This window comes from Limnobacter sp. G6BE5S (genome assembly GCF_058448965.1).
The window spans coordinates 447,135-464,154 of sequence record NZ_JBZFLM010000001.1; the positions used below are offsets into that span (position 1 = coordinate 447,135).

The 17,020-nt window shown below is 51.2% G+C and carries 13 protein-coding genes and 1 pseudogene; 7 read left to right on the plus strand and 7 right to left on the minus strand.

Annotation, left to right across the window (positions count from 1 at the left end; translation table 11 throughout):
- Position 1: 1 nt before the first annotated feature.
- From mnmG to ACVL1J_RS02220, 3 genes are all read right to left on the minus strand, one after another.
- Positions 2–1,954, minus strand: coding sequence for a tRNA uridine-5-carboxymethylaminomethyl(34) synthesis enzyme MnmG (gene mnmG, locus ACVL1J_RS02210; protein WP_341237048.1), 1,953 nt, complete (start codon positions 1,952–1,954; stop codon positions 2–4).
- A gap of 696 nt (positions 1,955–2,650) precedes the next feature.
- A complete protein-coding gene (locus tag ACVL1J_RS02215) occupies positions 2,651–3,451 on the minus strand; it encodes a TSUP family transporter (protein ID WP_159569387.1) in 801 nt (266 codons plus the stop codon).
- Between the two features lie 98 nt (positions 3,452–3,549).
- Positions 3,550–5,391 carry a phosphoenolpyruvate carboxykinase (GTP) gene (locus ACVL1J_RS02220; protein ID WP_159569384.1) on the minus strand — a complete coding sequence of 614 codons (1,842 nt, stop codon included), beginning with the start codon at positions 5,389–5,391 and terminating at the stop codon, positions 3,550–3,552.
- Between the two features lie 258 nt (positions 5,392–5,649).
- Here ACVL1J_RS02220 and ACVL1J_RS02225 point away from each other — a divergent pair, with 258 nt between their 5' ends.
- Positions 5,650–6,255 (plus strand): MOSC domain-containing protein, encoded by a 606-nt coding sequence (locus tag ACVL1J_RS02225; RefSeq protein ID WP_159569382.1) that lies wholly within the window; start codon positions 5,650–5,652, stop codon positions 6,253–6,255.
- A 7-nt stretch (positions 6,256–6,262) separates the two neighbouring features.
- Here ACVL1J_RS02225 and ACVL1J_RS02230 read toward each other — a convergent pair whose 3' ends face one another.
- Both ACVL1J_RS02230 and ACVL1J_RS02235 read right to left on the minus strand, forming a co-directional pair.
- The gene (locus ACVL1J_RS02230; RefSeq protein WP_341237047.1) at positions 6,263–7,291 is read right to left on the minus strand and encodes a hypothetical protein; all 1,029 of its coding nucleotides are present in this window, start codon (positions 7,289–7,291) and stop codon (positions 6,263–6,265) included.
- A gap of 39 nt (positions 7,292–7,330) precedes the next feature.
- Positions 7,331–7,600 carry a TIGR03643 family protein gene (locus tag ACVL1J_RS02235; protein ID WP_159569378.1) on the minus strand — a complete coding sequence of 90 codons (270 nt, stop codon included), beginning with the start codon at positions 7,598–7,600 and terminating at the stop codon, positions 7,331–7,333.
- A gap of 210 nt (positions 7,601–7,810) precedes the next feature.
- On the opposite strand from ACVL1J_RS02235, the pseudogene ACVL1J_RS02240 reads away from it, so the two are divergent.
- Positions 7,811–8,050: pseudogene (locus ACVL1J_RS02240) on the plus strand (DUF1499 domain-containing protein); the annotation flags it as partial.
- A gap of 198 nt (positions 8,051–8,248) precedes the next feature.
- Positions 8,249–10,627: a GAF domain-containing protein gene (locus ACVL1J_RS02245; RefSeq protein ID WP_341237045.1), complete on the plus strand. Its 2,379-nt coding sequence runs from the start codon at positions 8,249–8,251 to the stop codon at positions 10,625–10,627.
- 13 nt (positions 10,628–10,640) lie between these two features.
- Here the strand turns inward: ACVL1J_RS02245 and ACVL1J_RS02250 are convergent, their stop codons facing one another.
- A complete protein-coding gene (locus ACVL1J_RS02250) occupies positions 10,641–11,129 on the minus strand; it encodes a hypothetical protein (protein ID WP_341237044.1) in 489 nt (162 codons plus the stop codon).
- 245 nt (positions 11,130–11,374) lie between these two features.
- On the opposite strand from ACVL1J_RS02250, the gene ACVL1J_RS02255 reads away from it, so the two are divergent.
- The 4 genes from ACVL1J_RS02255 (at position 11,375) to ACVL1J_RS02270 (ending at position 16,294) form a co-directional block, all read left to right on the plus strand.
- Positions 11,375–12,049: a response regulator transcription factor gene (locus ACVL1J_RS02255; protein WP_341237043.1), complete on the plus strand. Its 675-nt coding sequence runs from the start codon at positions 11,375–11,377 to the stop codon at positions 12,047–12,049.
- A gap of 36 nt (positions 12,050–12,085) precedes the next feature.
- Complete coding sequence (locus tag ACVL1J_RS02260; RefSeq protein ID WP_341237042.1) at positions 12,086–15,082, plus strand: hybrid sensor histidine kinase/response regulator; 2,997 nt, start codon at positions 12,086–12,088, stop codon at positions 15,080–15,082.
- Between the two features lie 140 nt (positions 15,083–15,222).
- Positions 15,223–15,675, plus strand: a complete 453-nt coding sequence (locus ACVL1J_RS02265; RefSeq protein ID WP_341237041.1) for a type 2 periplasmic-binding domain-containing protein — start codon at positions 15,223–15,225, stop codon at positions 15,673–15,675.
- Between the two features lie 19 nt (positions 15,676–15,694).
- Positions 15,695–16,294: a PDC sensor domain-containing protein gene (locus ACVL1J_RS02270; protein ID WP_341237040.1), complete on the plus strand. Its 600-nt coding sequence runs from the start codon at positions 15,695–15,697 to the stop codon at positions 16,292–16,294.
- Positions 16,295–16,301: 7 nt separating this feature from the next.
- Here ACVL1J_RS02270 and ACVL1J_RS02275 read toward each other — a convergent pair whose 3' ends face one another.
- The gene (locus tag ACVL1J_RS02275) at positions 16,302–16,958 is read right to left on the minus strand and encodes a LuxR C-terminal-related transcriptional regulator (RefSeq protein WP_341237039.1); all 657 of its coding nucleotides are present in this window, start codon (positions 16,956–16,958) and stop codon (positions 16,302–16,304) included.
- Positions 16,959–17,020: the final 62 nt, after the last annotated feature.

The window sequence follows — 17,020 nt, forward strand, 5'->3', positions numbered from 1 at the left end:
TTCAAGCCACTTGCTCCGCGGTACCGTCCGACAACTTGGTGGCATTGGCTTTGCGATTCAGCAAATCCCGTTTCTTCAAGTGCACCAGCAAGAGCGAAATCGCAGCCGGTGTAATGCCTTGAATGCGGCCCGCTTGCCCAATCGTTTCAGGCTTGTGGGTGTTCAGCTTTTGCTGCACTTCTTTGCTCAATCCGTTCACGCTGGCGTAATCAAAATCGGCAGGAAGACGAATTGACTCATTGCCTACCCCACGCTCAACTTCCGCCTGTTGACGCAACACATAACCCGCGTATTTCACTTCGATTTCCAACTGGGAAACCAGATCGCTTTGCTGCAAGGGATTACTCAAGGCGAATTCGCCATTTTCTTTACTCAGCGTACTGAGGTCTTGGTAGCTGACATCCGGGCGCTTGAGCAGATCGTACAGGTTGTATTCACGATCGATGCCTTTGTGCAGCACGCGCTCGGCTTCGGCTTGCGCCACAATTTTTGGATTGATCCACGTGGAACGTAGTCGCTGCTTTTCCTGCTCGACTGCCTCGCGCTTTTCCGAGAATGCTTTCCAGCGAATGTCGTCGACCAAACCCAACTTTCGACCAATTGGCGTGAGGCGCTGGTCTGCATTGTCTTCACGCAGGCTTAAACGGTATTCAGCACGGCTGGTGAACATGCGATAGGGCTCTGCCACACCTTTGCTGGTCAAATCGTCTACAAGCACGCCCAGGTAGGCCTCGTCTCGGCGTGGAGTCCATTGATCTTTGCCTTGCACCATGAGCGCTGCATTAACACCCGCCAGCAAACCCTGGGCAGCGGCTTCTTCGTAACCTGTTGTGCCATTGATTTGACCAGCGAAGAACAGGCCTTCAATGGCTTTGGTTTCCAAGGTGGTTTTCAGTGCACGCGGGTCAAAGTAATCGTATTCGATCGCATACCCGGGGCGCATGATGTACGCATTTTCCAGCCCTTTGATGGAATGCAGCAAATTAAGCTGCACATCAAATGGAAGGGAGGTGGACACGCCGTTGGGATAATACTCGTTGGTGGTCAAACCTTCCGGTTCAAGGAAAATTTGATGTGATTCCTTGTCAGCAAAGCGGTGAATTTTGTCTTCGATGGATGGACAATACCGAGGACCAACCCCCTCTATTACGCCCGTGTACATGGGACTTCGGTCGAGGCCACCCCGGATAATGTCGTGGGTATTCTGGTTGGTGTGCGTAATCCAGCACGGCAATTGCCGTGGGTGCATGGCCGTGTTTCCGAGATATGAAAATACCGGCACTGGATCGAGATCGCCAGGCTGCTCTTGCATGACCGAGAAATCAATGCTTCGACCATCGATGCGCGGTGGCGTACCTGTTTTTAGGCGTCCTTGGGGCAACTTCATTTCTTGAAGGCGCATTCCCAAGCCAATTGCCGGAGGGTCTCCTGCCCGGCCTGCAGAATAATTTTGCAAGCCCACATGGATTTTGCCGTTCAGAAAGGTACCCGCGGTAAGCACGACCGACTTGGCCTTGAACTTCAAACCCACCTGCGTCACAGCACCGCACACGCGGTCGCCGTCCAGCAAAAGGTCTTCAACAGATTGCTGGAACAAACTAAGGTTGGGTTGATTTTCAAGGCGAGTGCGAATGGCTTGCCGATACAACACGCGGTCGGCCTGGGCACGGGTTGCGCGCACAGCCGGGCCTTTTGAGCCATTGAGAATACGAAACTGAATACCCGCCTCATCAGTGGCAATGGCCATGGCTCCACCCAGCGCATCAACTTCCTTCACCAGATGGCCTTTACCAATTCCACCAATGGATGGGTTACAGGACATTTGCCCAAGTGTTTCGATGTTGTGTGTCAGCAGCAGCGTTTTGCTTCCCGCTCGTGCAGCAGCAAGCGCCGCCTCGGTACCGGCATGGCCACCACCCACAACAATGACATCAAACTCTTCGGGATAAAACATTATTCACTCCTGGCACTTGGTGCCGGAATCCAACACAGGATTCAAAATTCAAATGCCGAATTCGAGCTGACCCGATTCGGCGGCAATGGCGCAATTATATGCCTCGGCACGATTTTGCCCAAGCGAACATGTTTCACGTGGAACAGAAAACAGACAACTGAGACGCCCGATGCAGCGCAACACCCAATCACTTTGTTAAAGCGCTAGCTTGCTCAGGCGCATACCCTCTCTCGCCAGAAAACCTGTATTTCCCTTTTTGAGATCCACCCTGACTCACCTCGCTCGGCAAAAGGGCGGGCCGAGTCTCGGTGCCGGCCGATGGCCGACCGTGGCGGGTGAATTCAAACGGGCAGGTTTTCTTGATCGGCGCTGCGAGGGCATTGCGGCCTGAGCGCGCTGGCAAATGGACTTGTGAGGCACTGGCGACACGCGGGCGTTGTGTATGAGGTGAGGCTTGGGTGCGACCCGGCTGGCCGGCTTTGCAAGGCTTCCCGGCGGCTTCGCAGCGCGGGGCGATCCAGGGGATCGATGCGAAGACGCTTAAGCGTTTCGCATGCCCCAAGCCAGAAGCATCAAGCCGGAATCAGAAGGCTTGCTTAGGCCAGCTGGCGTCGCACCCAAGCCTCAGATCATCCATGTAGCAAATCCTGCATATCTTTCAAGGCCCGACTCACCGACGTGTTCCACGTGAAACAGTCAGGCCAACCACGCCTTCACGTACGGCCAGTAGCTGTCGTAGCTCGTCCGCAGAATCAAAAGGAACACCACCGTCAACAATGCCTTGCGCACAAACCCGGCACCCTTCCGAATCGCCAGACTAGCCCCTACCCTCGCACCCGCCAAGTTAAACACGGCCATCAACAACCCCAAGGCAACAATGACATGCCCTGCTGGTGCAAACCATGCCAGCGAGGCCAGGTTGCAGGCAATGTTCACCATCTTCGCTCCGGCCGTGGCCGCCAGAAAGTCGTAGCCAAAGAACACCACAAAGGCGACCATTAAGAATGAACCGGTGCCTGGCCCAAAAAAACCATCATAAAAGCCGATACTCAAACCGACACAGGCCCCGAAAAAACGTTCTCGATTCTTATCCAGCTTGGGTGCATGAACACTGCCCAAGTCTTTGCGCAAAAAGGTATATACAGCCACTGCAATCAACAACAGCGGCAACATCAAACGCAACACTTCAGTCGAAATTTGGGTAACGATATAAGCACCACAGTAGGCACCGATCAACGCCATGGCCGTGGCTGGCAATACTGCATTCCAGGGCACCTGAATGGCCTTGGCGTATTTGTAAGCGGCAAATGTGGTGCCAACTACGCTTGATATTTTATTGGTCCCCAACAAAGTTGCATGTCCTTGACTTGGCAGCAAACCAAATAGCGCCGGGATCTGGATCAAACCGCCCCCACCCACCATGGCATCAATCAAGCCCGCCGCAAATGCCGCAGCACACAGTGCAACCAGAACCCACAATTCGATGTTTTCGAACATGCAAAAATTTCCGCAGAAAAGAAAACGGGCGCCTTGTGGGCGCCCGCCATAGGACTAATTCCGGAGTATCAGAAAAAAGTCAAAACGTGTAAGCCAAATCAGGCCGCCAAACGGCTAGCGATTTGTGCTTTGGTTTCTTCCAGCTGTGCCGGCAGGTTGTGCTTCAGCTTCTCAAACAATTCGGCATGCAGGTCAAGCTCTTCAAGCCAGGCCGCTTTATCAATCGCCGTAATGGACTCGAATTGATCTTTGCTGAACTCAAGACCGTCCCAAGAGATGTCTTCATAGCTCGGCGATGTGCCAAACACATGATCAACACCCTTGCCCTTGCCTTCCACACGCTCAAGCGCCCATGCCAAAACGCGCATGTTTTCGCCAAAACCAGGCCAGATGAACTTGCCATCGGCATCGGTACGGAACCAGTTCACACAGAAAATGCTGGGCAACTTGGCGCCAGACGATTCCAGCTTCTTGCCCAAATCGAGCCAGTGCTGGAAGTAATCGGACATGTTGTAGCCACAGAATGGCAACATGGCGAATGGGTCACGGCGAACCACACCTTGCTGACCAAATGCGGCAGCAGTTGTTTCTGAACCCATGGTTGCAGCCATGTAAACGCCTTCAACCCAGTTACGGGCTTCGGTGACCAAGGGCACTGTGGTTGAACGGCGACCACCAAAAATGAACGCGTCAATTTCAACACCAGCCGGGTTGTCCCAGTTGTTGTCGATCACCGGGTTTTGTTCGGCGGCCACGGTGAAACGGGCATTGGGGTGTGAAGCCTTGCGACCACAATCTGGAGTCCAATCCTGACCGGTCCAGTCAACCAGGTGCGCAGGCGCTTCCTTGGTCAAACCTTCCCACCACACGTCACCGTCATCTGTCAGCGCAACGTTGGTAAATATCACGTTGGCATTCAGGGAAGCCATGCAATTGGAGTTGGTCTTGGTGTTGGTTCCGGGCGCAACGCCGAAGTAACCCGCTTCGGGGTTAATCGCGCGCAGCTTGCCGTTGGCATCGGGCTTGATCCAGGCGATGTCGTCGCCAATGGTGGTCACAGTCCAACCCTTCATTGATGCGGGAGGAATCAGCATCGCGAAGTTTGTTTTGCCGCAGGCAGACGGGAAAGCGGCAGCCACGTGGTACTTCTTGCCCTCGGGGTTTGTTACGCCCAAAATCAGCATGTGCTCGGCCAGCCAGCCCTGATCACGACCCATGGTGGAAGCAATGCGCAGTGCCAGGCACTTCTTGCCTAACAGTGCGTTGCCGCCGTAGCCGGAGCCATACGACCAAATTTCGCGTGTTTCAGGATAATGAACAATGTACTTGGTGCTTGGGTTGCAGGGCCATGACACATCTTTCTGACCGGCTTCCAGCGGGGCGCCCACAGTGTGTACACAAGGCACGAACTCGCCGTTTTCGCCAAGTACGTCGTACACGGCTTTGCCCATGCGCGTCATCATGCGCATGTTCACGACCACATAGGCCGAGTCAGACAACTCAACACCAATGTGGGCAATTGGGCTGCCCAAGGGACCCATTGAAAATGGAACCACATACAGGGTGCGACCGCGCATGGAGCCTTTGAACAAACCGTTCAATGTGGCGCGCATTTTGGCGGGTTCTTCCCAGTTGTTGGTGGGGCCCGCATCTTCCTTGTTTTCAGAGCAGATATAAGTACGGTCTTCCACACGCGCAACGTCTGAGGGATCAGACCAGGCAAGATAGGAATTCGGACGCTTTTCAGGGCTGAGTTTGCGGAGTGTTCCCGCTTCAACCATTTCCGCGCATAGGCGGTCGTACTCTTCTTGTGAACCGTCGCACCACACAATATTCTTGGGCTCGGTCAGGGCCGCAATTTCTTGCACCCAAGCCACAAGCTTTTTGTGCTTGACGTAAGACGGCACGGTCTGGCTGACCATAGACAGCACTGCACTCATGCTAAAACCTCCAGATAGACAAATGTAATTCTTTTGTGCGGGGGCTTTGGCGTTGCTCTACAGTGTGACCGGAACATGACACCAAGCGCACGGGCGATCGATGTGTCGCTTATCCGCAAACTTAGCCCTCGAGTTTAACATGTTGTAAGCAAACGGAAATAAGTTTTTCCTATAGGCATTATCACCTAATCGCATACCGTGTTTGCTTTCCGACACAGCCAATGTAAAGTGGCGAAACCGAATGACTACGGAAGCCTCATGAAACTGATTGCAATTTGCACGGGCGTGGTTGCCCCTCTTGTTTATCGAACGGCCTCAGGTGACATTAAAACCGAGGCCAGTGGCATCAAAAAACAGGCTGTAAGCACCGAACAAAACCCCGCTTCAATCGAACTCAGAAAGCTGGGATTGCATGGCGATGAGCAGTGCAATTTGTCGGTACACGGCGGCATGGACAAGGCGGTGTATATGATGCCCGCCGGGCATTATGAATTCTGGAAAGCGCGACGCCAGGAAAAAAATCTGGACGCTGATTTGCCTTGGGGCTTTTTGGGCGAAAACCTCGTGGTGGAAGGACTTGATGAAACACTCGTGCGAATTGGCGACGAATTTGAGCTGGGTGAGGTACGCCTTCGCGTGACGGATCCGCGCGAACCCTGTCACAAATTTGCGATCCGCATGGGCTATGGCGCCGCCCCAAAACAAATGATTCAACAGGGTAACTGCGGCTGGTATTTGCGAGTAATTCAAACGGGGCATTTGCAAGCCGGCCTTGAGCTGAAACATTTTGCCAATCCGCAGGGCAAAACCGTACTCGAATCATTTCGCTTCAAAACCCGAAAAGGACAAATGGACTTGCTTTAGCAAGTCGCTACACGGTCTGGTGTTTTTTCCAGACCTTGACCTGTGCTTTGGCTGCGGGCGACACCAAGCGACCCAAGCGCTCAACCCACACCGGGTTGGGGTCATAGCCATAATGGGTTACGGCCAGCGCCAAAGCCTCTTCATCCCATCCGTCGTTGGTATATAGATCGAACAATGCTTCGGCCAACACGGGGCTTCTGGGCAAGGCTCGCAACCACTGTTCGGCCTGAACAATGGCCTCACGAGAGCGACCCGCGTCGCGCAACATGCGAACGGCGACCACAGCCTCGAAATCATCTACCGCCGATTTCCTGAGCAGTTCGGCCAACAAGCGTTTATCACCCAGATATTCAAGAAGCGCACGGACTCGCAGCCTTCGCCAGCGTTTATCGAAAGAACGCCAGCTGACATTGCTGGTGGGCTGCATCTCGTTCATTTCATTGATTTCAAGCTCTAGCAAGCCCAATACTGTGTGCCGGTCACACAGTGCAATTTGTTTCCACCACCACGAGGGGTCCACCAAACCAGCTTGATCCAACATGGCAACGGGATACACCAAGTGCGCACGCTCTATGGGATTGTCTATACGACTGGAGACAATATTCAACCAGTCACGGGTAAATTCCCGAACGGCCTTCAGCAGAAAACCATGTTTGTCATCGGCCCCCTCGCAGATCGTCAGCAATTTCTGAAGTCCATGCGCGCCCAGCTCTACCAACAGGTTGGGATCTTGGTGGCGCTGCAACTCCGATTGCAACCAGCCGTCGAGAATCTGGGTTCGCACCGCGATACGTTCGCATGATTGCGCTGAGGGGCAACGGGCCTGCCCCACGAATCGGTTGATGAGTTGTTTGAGTTTGCGTGGCCTGGATTTCAAATCCGCGTCTTCGACCGAATCAAGAAGTTCGCAACTGCTTTCCAAAAACTGAAATGCACGGTGCACATCGGGCAGGTGCTGGGACGCACGCCCAAACCACAGCATCCATTCCTGCCCGCCACGCGAAGCCAATGGCGAGTTGTGCTGATCCTTTGGCATTAACGGCCTCCCGATTGAACCTGATTTTCAGCCTCTCAATTAGCGAATTTTGTAGTGCCCAGGCGCGTAGGCTTTGGTGCCGGCAAAACCGCGCAACTTTAAATGCTTGGTTTTGCGACCGGAGACGCGCTCGCGCCACATTTTGAAGCTGCTGGCCTTCATGTTTGCACGCATCAGCTCGATGGTTTGCGATTCATTCAAACCAAATTGCAGTTCGATGGCTTCAAATGGCGTCCGGTCTTCCCATGCCATTTCTACAATGCGGGAAACATCTTCTTCGGACAACTTAAATTGCAAAGGCTTGGACATCTGATCTCACTGACCGCTAAACTGGAGAAAATTTAACAATCAGTATATGACAGAAGGGGCTTTTACGTGAAAAGAGCATTGCTCAGCTTGATTGTGTTGGTCACTTTGGTGATTGTTGTGTTCCTGGGTCTTGGCCTTTACTCCGAGACAGGAAGCCCCCCCGGATTGACCAATGGGCAGCTGGCGCCCTGCCCAAGCAAACCAAACTGCGTGAGCAGTGAAAGCTCACCTTCTGATAACCATGCAATTGCCGCACTTCCCATTACACCAGGCATGGGTGCCGAACCCTTGCTGAAAGTCAAAGAGGTTGTTGAGCTACTGGGCGGCGATGTGAATTTTTCAAATCAACAGTACATGGCCAGCACATTTACCAGCGACCTGTTTGGCTTCGTAGATGATGTTGAATTTCGCGTCGACCAAGGCAGTGGATTGCTTCATGTGCGGTCCGCTTCCCGCGTAGGTTATAGCGACCTGGATGCGAACCGGAAACGCGTAGAGCAATTGCGGGTACTATTAAGCATTCACTAGGGCAATAACTCACGAAACTCTCCTTTTTTTTATTGGGTAGTTCAAAAGTGTAGTCCCTCGTACGGGTGACAAAGTGTAAAGTGGTTACCAAGAGAAAAGAGGGATGGAGACACTTCCATAATGAGCAGTCCAAAAGAAATCAACGAGGCAGTCAGGCTCACTGAGCTTTACCAACTCGAAATTCTGGACACGGAAAAAGAAGAGTATTTTGAAGCGCTGGTCGACCTTGGTCTGTCGGCGTTCAATTGCGCATTCTGCTTTATCGCCTTTGTTGATTCCGATCGCCTGTGGTTTAAAGCGAAACGGGGATTTGAAGTCAGAGAAGTTCCACGCGATCTTTCCATTTGCTCTCACACCATCCAACACCAACAACCACATGTCATCAACGACTGCCTGGAACACCCCGTGTTCAGGACCAACCCCCTTGTGCTTGGCAGCCCCTGGATTCGCGCTTATTTGGGCATACCGATCAGCTCAGTGAGTGGCAATAACATCGCTACGTTTTGCCTGCTCGACGACACGGCTCGGATCTGGACCAAGACTGAAGTAACTGTTGCAGTTGCCCTGGCCAAACTGGTTGAACACAGCCTCGTTGAACGTGCCCTGAAAGCCAAAGAATCAAACGAATTGAATTCCAAACAACAACAAAACTACAACAACCAAGGTTTGGGTAGCTGGAAAAACACAGCACATGGCGGACAGATCGAATTGTCGCCGTCCATGGAAAAATGGTTGAACCTGTCGCAAACACCTGTGGTGCAAGCCAGCTGGTTCAACAATCTGCCCATTGAAGAAGATCGGAAAATGGTTGAGAAAGCGCGACTGGAACGCAACGGCATCGCATTTACCTATCGCGTCTGCTTGCCCAGCGGCGACATTGTTCGCTTTGAAGAACAGGTTTATGACAGCGGCAATGCAGACGACATACGCTTGTTTGGTCTTGTAAAAAAAATCAGTGATCCTTCCCTGGAAACGCTTCACCCCGAGATTGCTGCGGACCCCGGCAACCTTCCACGGATGGAGCCGAACCTTGATCTGAAAAAGTTTCCCAAATCTTTTTTAAGGGAAACTGTAAAAGGTCGCCTTGCGCTGGACCACCAAGGATTAATCACCGGGCTGGCCAGTGCGGATGACAATGAATTCACAAAATTAAAACAAAAGGAAAGTTTTATTGATCTGCTTTATGGCGAAGATCAAGAAACCTTTTCAAAAATCCTGAATCAGTGCCTTGGCAGCAACACACCATCCGAAGCCTGGGTGCGTCTGAATTTTCAGGATGAAAACAGCACTTGGCTTCGCATGGCGTTATGCCCCAAGAAAGGATTCACCGCATTCAAAAAGCCGTCTGTCATCGCCAGCTTTACTGCGATGATCAACAAGTCATCGTCAGTCCAAAAATCCATTTTTGATGAAAACCTGTTGAACCTGACAGGCACCCTCGCCAAGGTAGGTGGATGGTATTACCACCTCGAGAGTGGATCGCTTAAAACCACTGAAATTTTGCGCGAGGTACTTGGCTCGAACAAAGACTCACTGAATTCCATTTTCCATCTGAGTTCTATTCTTTCCAAATTGTCTGGCAGAAATATCGCCGTACTTTTTATTGAGTGCATCAACAACCGCAAACCCGCCAGTCTTGAATTTGAATCACTTGGACAACACGACAAGAAGAAATGGTTTCGCATGATGATTCGCCCCTCGATCAGTGACGATGGTGTGCCCATGGGACTATACGGTTCGATTGTAGATATTTCTGAAACACGGCGAATGGAACAGGGTCTGGAAAAAAACCTGCTGACCTACAACCTGATCGTCGACAACCTTACCGATGGCCTTGTTGAAATCGATTCAAGCCTGAATGTCAGCTTTGTGAACCGCAATGCGAAAGCCTTGCTGCAAAAAGACAAAGAACTTTTTGTGCACGCTATGCCTTTGAATGAATTAATCCCGGACTTGGACAAAAACCAGTTTGCCGCATTGCTGGAAAACGTCAACCAGGTTGGCTTTTCGAAATCTGTTGAACAGTTTGTGGGATTCATCAAACGCTGGATTTCGCTGCGTGTTTTCAGATCAGGTACGGGTTACACCATCCTGATAAAAGACATCACCAAACGCAAAAATCAAAGCAGCGACTTGTACATGTTGAATTCCGCGATTGAGCAAATTCGCGAAGTCATTATGGTGACCAACGACATTCGGAAAACCAAAGATCCCTTTGGCTTGCTGTACATGAATTCGGCATTTGAAACATTTGTGGGCCAAGGGCGTGACAAATGGTTGGGGCGCAATCCCTATCACCTGATACACGGACGCATACCAACGCGACACTACCGTCAGTTGCTGGTCGGGTTTTTGAGTCGTCAGAAAATTCTTGTGAAAACAGAATACGAGATCAACCCGGGGCACAAAATGCCGTGCGACATCCTGATCTCACCATTTTTGGACACCGCGCGCAATGCACCGTGTTTCCTGATTGTATTTCGGGTGTTTGAGAACTAATCGATCAACAAGCTCAGGCCAGCGTGGCACCAAGACTTGAATGGTGCGTACGTGGCGCAAACACCATGGCATGAATGGTTTTGACCAGATTGGTCATTGTTTCGGCGGTGTCCTTGCGCAAGAACCGGGCTTGCTGCAAAGCATCCGAACGATTCTCGGCCAGGCTTTCAGCAAGCTCCAGACTTTCAAGATTGCATGACATGTACGACACTGGAACTGCATGGACATATCTGCTGTAAAAGACAAGGATGTCTTGCAAATCATCGTGCGCATTGTCGGGAAAATGAAGATCAGACAACACCGCGGAAGGCAGCGACCGAAGTCCTCGTTCGGCCTGGTCAAAGGCTGCCCGTATGTCTCCAAAACGCTCGAATACTGTCAGCGAAATTGACAGATAAGTGACTTTGGTAATTTCCTCAATCGCCTCTTCGACCACCAAACGGTAAAAAGGTGAATCTTCAGCGACCCAAACTTCCAGCGGTTTTGATTCCGACTCACTCACAACATTCACCTGGCCAAACGGCATTTAGACTCAATACCGTTAGGTTAGTGGATAGGCAGCAAACCACCATCAGCACAAAGAGATCCCCCCCTATTTGAGGGACAAGACTTTCTGTACCTGCACGCTTCAAATGAAGCCATCCTCCAAATGAAGGGGCATCGCTTCGAGGGTTCACACGTAACATCATTTAAAGATATCGGTCATACCGGTTTTTATTTCTGGCAAACAAATTGGGAGGTTGCCGAATGAACCCCAACGCTGTACTTTTAATTGAAGATCACCCGCTGGTATCCATGATGCTAGCCGACATGCTGACCGAGCATGCGCCAGACCTGACTGTGCTCAAAGTGCCGACTATCCAGGCCAGCGAACAACACATTCACGAAAACCCACGACTGGTCATTTTCGATTTGAACCTGCCTGACTGCGAAGGGGTGAACTCCGCCCGACGCGTACGCAACCTGTTTCCGTTTTCACAACTGTTGGCCTTCACTGGCACCACACACGATGACATCCTCCAGGAACTGGGCGAGATGGAAATTCCCTGTGTGCGCAAATCAGCCGACTACCATGAGCTGCTGAATGCAGTCATGAAAGGTCTCATGGCCACTGGCGTTAGCTGCCAGGAAGGAATGAGCGCCGACAAGATGAAGTCCAAAAATGAATTTCAGTCGAATATCATTGCACCAGGCTCGAAAAAACCGCTGACCTGGAGACAGGTTGAAATCATGCGCAGAATTGCAGTGGGCATGACCGCCAAAGAAGCCGCACGAGACATGAATTTAAGTCCAGAGACTGTTCGTGCCCACATGCGCGAAGTACTTGTTAGACTAGGTGCTCAGAATCGGGCCCATGCCGTGTCCATTTTTACCAAAGCAGAACGACAATCGCGATTGCTTGAAGAAGCGCAAAGTCAGTGAGCTGGGGCCGAACAATTCCAATAACAAGGCTGGCCCATGAAACTAACTCTGCTGATTCGAATATTTGGTTTACTCATTCTGGTGTTTTCGATTTTCGGCATCGGTGTGAAGAGCATTTCGATTCACCAGCAAACCGTGCAAGAAGATTACTACCGGGCGTGGGCCTCTGACGAAGCCATTTTAACGCGCACGCTTGCCGAGTTCGAAGCCATGCGAAAGCTGGTATTGCTGTACGCAGCCAGCCGAAACCCTGAGTACATCAACCACTACCTGGACATTGTCGGGTTACACAACGGCAGCCGAATCTACACCGATGAAGTAGGTGCTGACTACTGGGTTGATGTCATCACGGGTCAAAACAAAGACTCCTCGGTCTCATGGGGTATTGGTCAAAATCTCAGTGAGCGGCTGTACTCACTTCGCTTCATCACTGAAAACGAACCAGTGATCGAACGTATTCTGGACCTTCGCCACCAACTCGAAAAAAACGAACTCAGCGCGTTTGCCAGCGGCATTACCCGTTTCGTAGACAAACAGGAAGGCCAATACCTGTCACCCCCCGAGGTGAAAGAAACATTCGGCGTGTTGTTTGATCGTGAACACATCGAATTGACCAATGCACTTTCAGCCGAATTATCAAGTTTCATTGCGCGCGAAAAAAGTCGCTATCTGGGCTTGATCGATTCCTCACGCAAAGAGCTCACCTACAGTGTTTACCTGGACGTGGTCTTTACCCTGCTTTTCTTGCTGGGCCTGTTTGTCGGATTGGTCTCCATCAAGAAAAAGGTCATTGATCCGATCAATTCGCTGTACAACGCCAGCGAAGAAATCATGAAGGGCGATTACACCGTACGCGTGAACAACCGCACGGGCTCCCATGAAATCAACTTGTTGATTCGCGCATTCAACCGAATGATTCGTTCATTCCAGCGTGATCTTGAAAAAAGCGAACGCGTAAAGCAGGCACTGGAAGAAGTCAGCCTGGCCAACGTCGAAAAAGAACGGGCAAAAAATGAGTCTCGAATCAAGAGCTCCTTCCTGGCCAATATGAGCCATGAAATTCGCACGCCCATGAATGCGATTCTTGGTATGACAGCGCTTACGCTGAAAACTGATCTGAATGAAAAACAGAAAGACTACCTGAGCAAAATTCAACTGTCTGGCGACAACCTGCTGCACCTGCTCAACAGCATTCTTGACCTGTCAAAAATTGAATCCGACATGTTCAAGCTGGAGCAACGCCCCTTCCGGCTCGACGACGTTATGGAAGAAGTGTTCGGCACCTTGGGCAACTCGGCACTCGATAAAAACATTCGCCTGCTGTACACCCTGCAAGGCAAAGGCCTGCAATCTACCTTGAACCGCCTCGTCGGTGATTCCCTGCGCGTGGGTCAAATTCTTAAAAACCTGATCGGAAACGCCATCAAGTTCACCAGCGAAGGGCACATCAACCTGACGGTCAAAGTACTCAAGCAACTGGATGATCAGGTTACCTTGCAATTCAGCGTCAGCGACAGCGGCATTGGCATGAGTAAAGACCAGCTGCAACGCGTATTCGACAAATTCACGCAAGCCGATTCAAGCACCACACGCATGTTTGGTGGCAGCGGCTTGGGTCTGAGCATCGCCAAAGAATTGGTGCATCTGATGGAAGGCGATATCCACGCCCATTCCACGCCAGGTCGTGGTTCGGTGTTTTACTTCACCTTGAACCTGAAAACCCAAGAAGCGGAAGCACCAGCCCGCAATCCAAACTTGCTGCACAGCCCAGACATCAAACGTGCCTACATTTGTTCTTTGGATCAGAAGCTACACCGCTCCATCTCGAGCATTCTTGATCAATTTTATGTACCACTGGCGGCCCTCTCCGCAGAAGAACTGATCACCGACCAACGCCCGTTTGAAGCCAAGGACATTGTGTTCATCGACAGCGACATTGCTGCGACCTCCCCCGAACTGCTGTCCTTGCTCAAGGCCCACCACCAGCATCACAACAACAATCTGGTTTGGCTGTCCAACCGCAACGCAACCGAACTACAACGCGTTCACGGCGCAGACCCCAACAACCGTGTACTGACCACGCCCATCTTGCCCGTGCACCTGATGAAGCTGGCCGAACGACAGGTTCAGCAAACTGTGCCTGCAGCAGCCACAAAAACCGCCACTGTGCGCAAGGCAAGCAAAACCAGTGAAACGCAAACCAGCAATGCCGCTGAAGCGCGCTCGGCCAAACTGCTGATTGTGGAAGATCACCCACTCAACATGGAATTGCTACTCGATTTCCTGAGTCCGGGAAATTATCAGATCCGCTGTGCAAAAGACGGACGCGAAGCCATACAGATTTTGAAAAATACACCTGAACCTTTCGACCTGATGATTTCGGATCTGGAAATGCCCTTCGTTGATGGCTATCAACTGGCCACCTGGGTGCGGGAAAACGCGGTGCATTGCGTCACACCGATCATGGCATTGACTGCTCACGCCTTTGAACAAACTCGTGTCCGCTGCGAAGAACATGGCATCAACGATGTGCTCACCAAACCCTTCCACGAGAAAAACCTGTTCGACGCCATCAAACGCTGTTTGCGCAACACAGAGGGTGTATTGACCGGGTTTGAAAGCAGACCTGAAGCATCACGACTGCCCTTGTCGGAACACGCGTCAACAGCGACCGAACCCGCCAACAGCCCGCGTCACTCCACAATTTTCAAGATGGACAGTTTTGAACCCGAACGAATGGCGAAATACCTGGGCAAGTTTTTGCAAACCAGTGAAAACCTGCTGGAACGCCTGGAAGATTGCGTGAAAACCAATGACATTCAAACCCTTAAACGGGAAATCCACTCCTTGGCAGGCGTACTGGGCATGTTGGGAACAGAAAGCGTCAAACAACAGTTTTCAAGAATGGACAAAGCGCTGGAAGACCCCGAAGCACAAACCATGGTCATGACCGAAATCAAGGATATTTGGCCGACAATCGTGGATGAAGCTGAAAAAATTCTGGTCCTGATCAACCGGTTTGGAAAACATTGACAAGCGCCGCCGCAAACAATTGTTTTCATGCACGGCATGTTTTACACTGAGTTCACAAGATTTAACAAAACAAAAAGTTCCTAGTATTTGTAGTGTCAAGAACTTACCCAAAGTAGTGAAAGTATTTTCAAGGGTTTGACGTGAAACATTTTTTGCATTCAGTAATTACCAGCCTCGCTTTGTTGACGATGGTCGGTGCCCCCGGCGTGGCTCGCGCCGATGTGGTGTTGGTAGGCTCCAGCAGCATTCATTTCAATGAAATTTCGAAAACCAAATTGCGCGATCTTTACACAGGACAAAGCCAGGCTGTCGGCAACTCCACTGTACTTGTCATTGACCGGGACGACGCGTTTGCTGAACGAAGCCGATTCATTTCAGGAACATTGGGCTTCACAACCGAAGAATTTCGCACCGTTCAGCGGCTGCTGGAATGCATCGGCATCAGCAAAGCGCCCACTGTTGCGCGCGACACGCAGCACATGATCAACTTGTTGGCCAACAATCCAAATGCGTTGGGCTACCTCAGCCAAAAGGAGTTGCAAGGTCACGCGACGAGGTCTAAATTAAAATTCATCAAGGTACTGGCCGAGTAAGTGGCCAAGTAAGCAAAACATGGACAAGTACAGCGCAAAATTTGAATGCAAGGGGCAACTACCGCGCTTTGGTTTGCTATTGGTTGTTCTGTTCTTGGCAAGTTCCGGTGCCTATGCATTTTGCGCGGGCACCTTGATCAAGGAAATCAAAGCAATTGCCGCCAGCCCGGAAGTGATCGAGACCGTTAAAGCGGCAAACTCACGCCAACTGAGCAAAGCCCAGATCATGGAACTGGATAGAAAATGGATCAAGCTGAAAGGCCGTCTGCCAGAAGCTGAACAAATCAGGGAGTCCAAAGTGTCTGCCTTGCTTAGCCAGGAAATGAACAGGCAAAGCTACTTTAAAGAAGCCATCCTGACAGGTAACCAGGGTGAAACCGTGGCCATGAATATTGTGACCAGCGACTACTGGCAGGGCGATGAAGAAAAATTCACTGCCATTTTCGACACCAATCTGCCCTCAAGAAAGCCGGACTCACACATTTCCAGAGCCCGCTGGGACGACAGCACCAAGGCCATGATCGCCCAGGTTAGCGTACCGGTTTACGATGGAGAAAACATGATTGGAACCTTGACCGTGGGTGTCGATTTAAAACGCGTTCCCCATCCCAACCATTGACGCGGTATTAGTCGCTCAGCTTCATTTTCACACTGCGCTCGGCCTTCAAGAATACATTCACCGCTTGCGCCTTGTTTGACACTTCCAGACGTTTGAAAATTTCCCGAATGTGCCCCCGAACGGTTTCAGGGCTCAGCCCAATGCGCTGGGCCACCATTTTTGCAGACAATCCTTCGGCCGTCATTCGCATGATTTCCACTTGTCGCCAAGTCAAAGGTTTGGCACCGGGATAAGCCACAATGTTCGACTGGTGTTCATTGGCTGGTGCACTGTCTGAAGAACTGCCATTCAAAATGCCCGACTTGAACAGCACCGATTCTATTTCATGAGCCAAAGCCGACTGGCTGCAGGTTTTCTCTACAACCGAGTAACCAGACTGCGCAGCACGGGCTTGAATGGCTTCACTCACAAAACCCGTGTAAATGAGGCCACATACCTTCGGGAACATGGAGTCTAGCCAATCAATGGTTTCCTGCCCTTTGGAATCAACCAGGGTCAGATCAAAAATAATCAGATCGGGCTTTTCAAACACGTGCTCACGAGCCTGAACCAGACTGGTCACCACATGGATTTGGGTATGCGGCGCCATGTCATTGCACACATCCTCAATCACCATTGAGATTAGCGGGTGATCTTCGAGCACCAATATTTTATGATTTTTCATTGTTCGCAGGCTAAGTCGGGCACACAGGACCTTGGGGTCTCTTCTTCCACCCAAAGAGTACC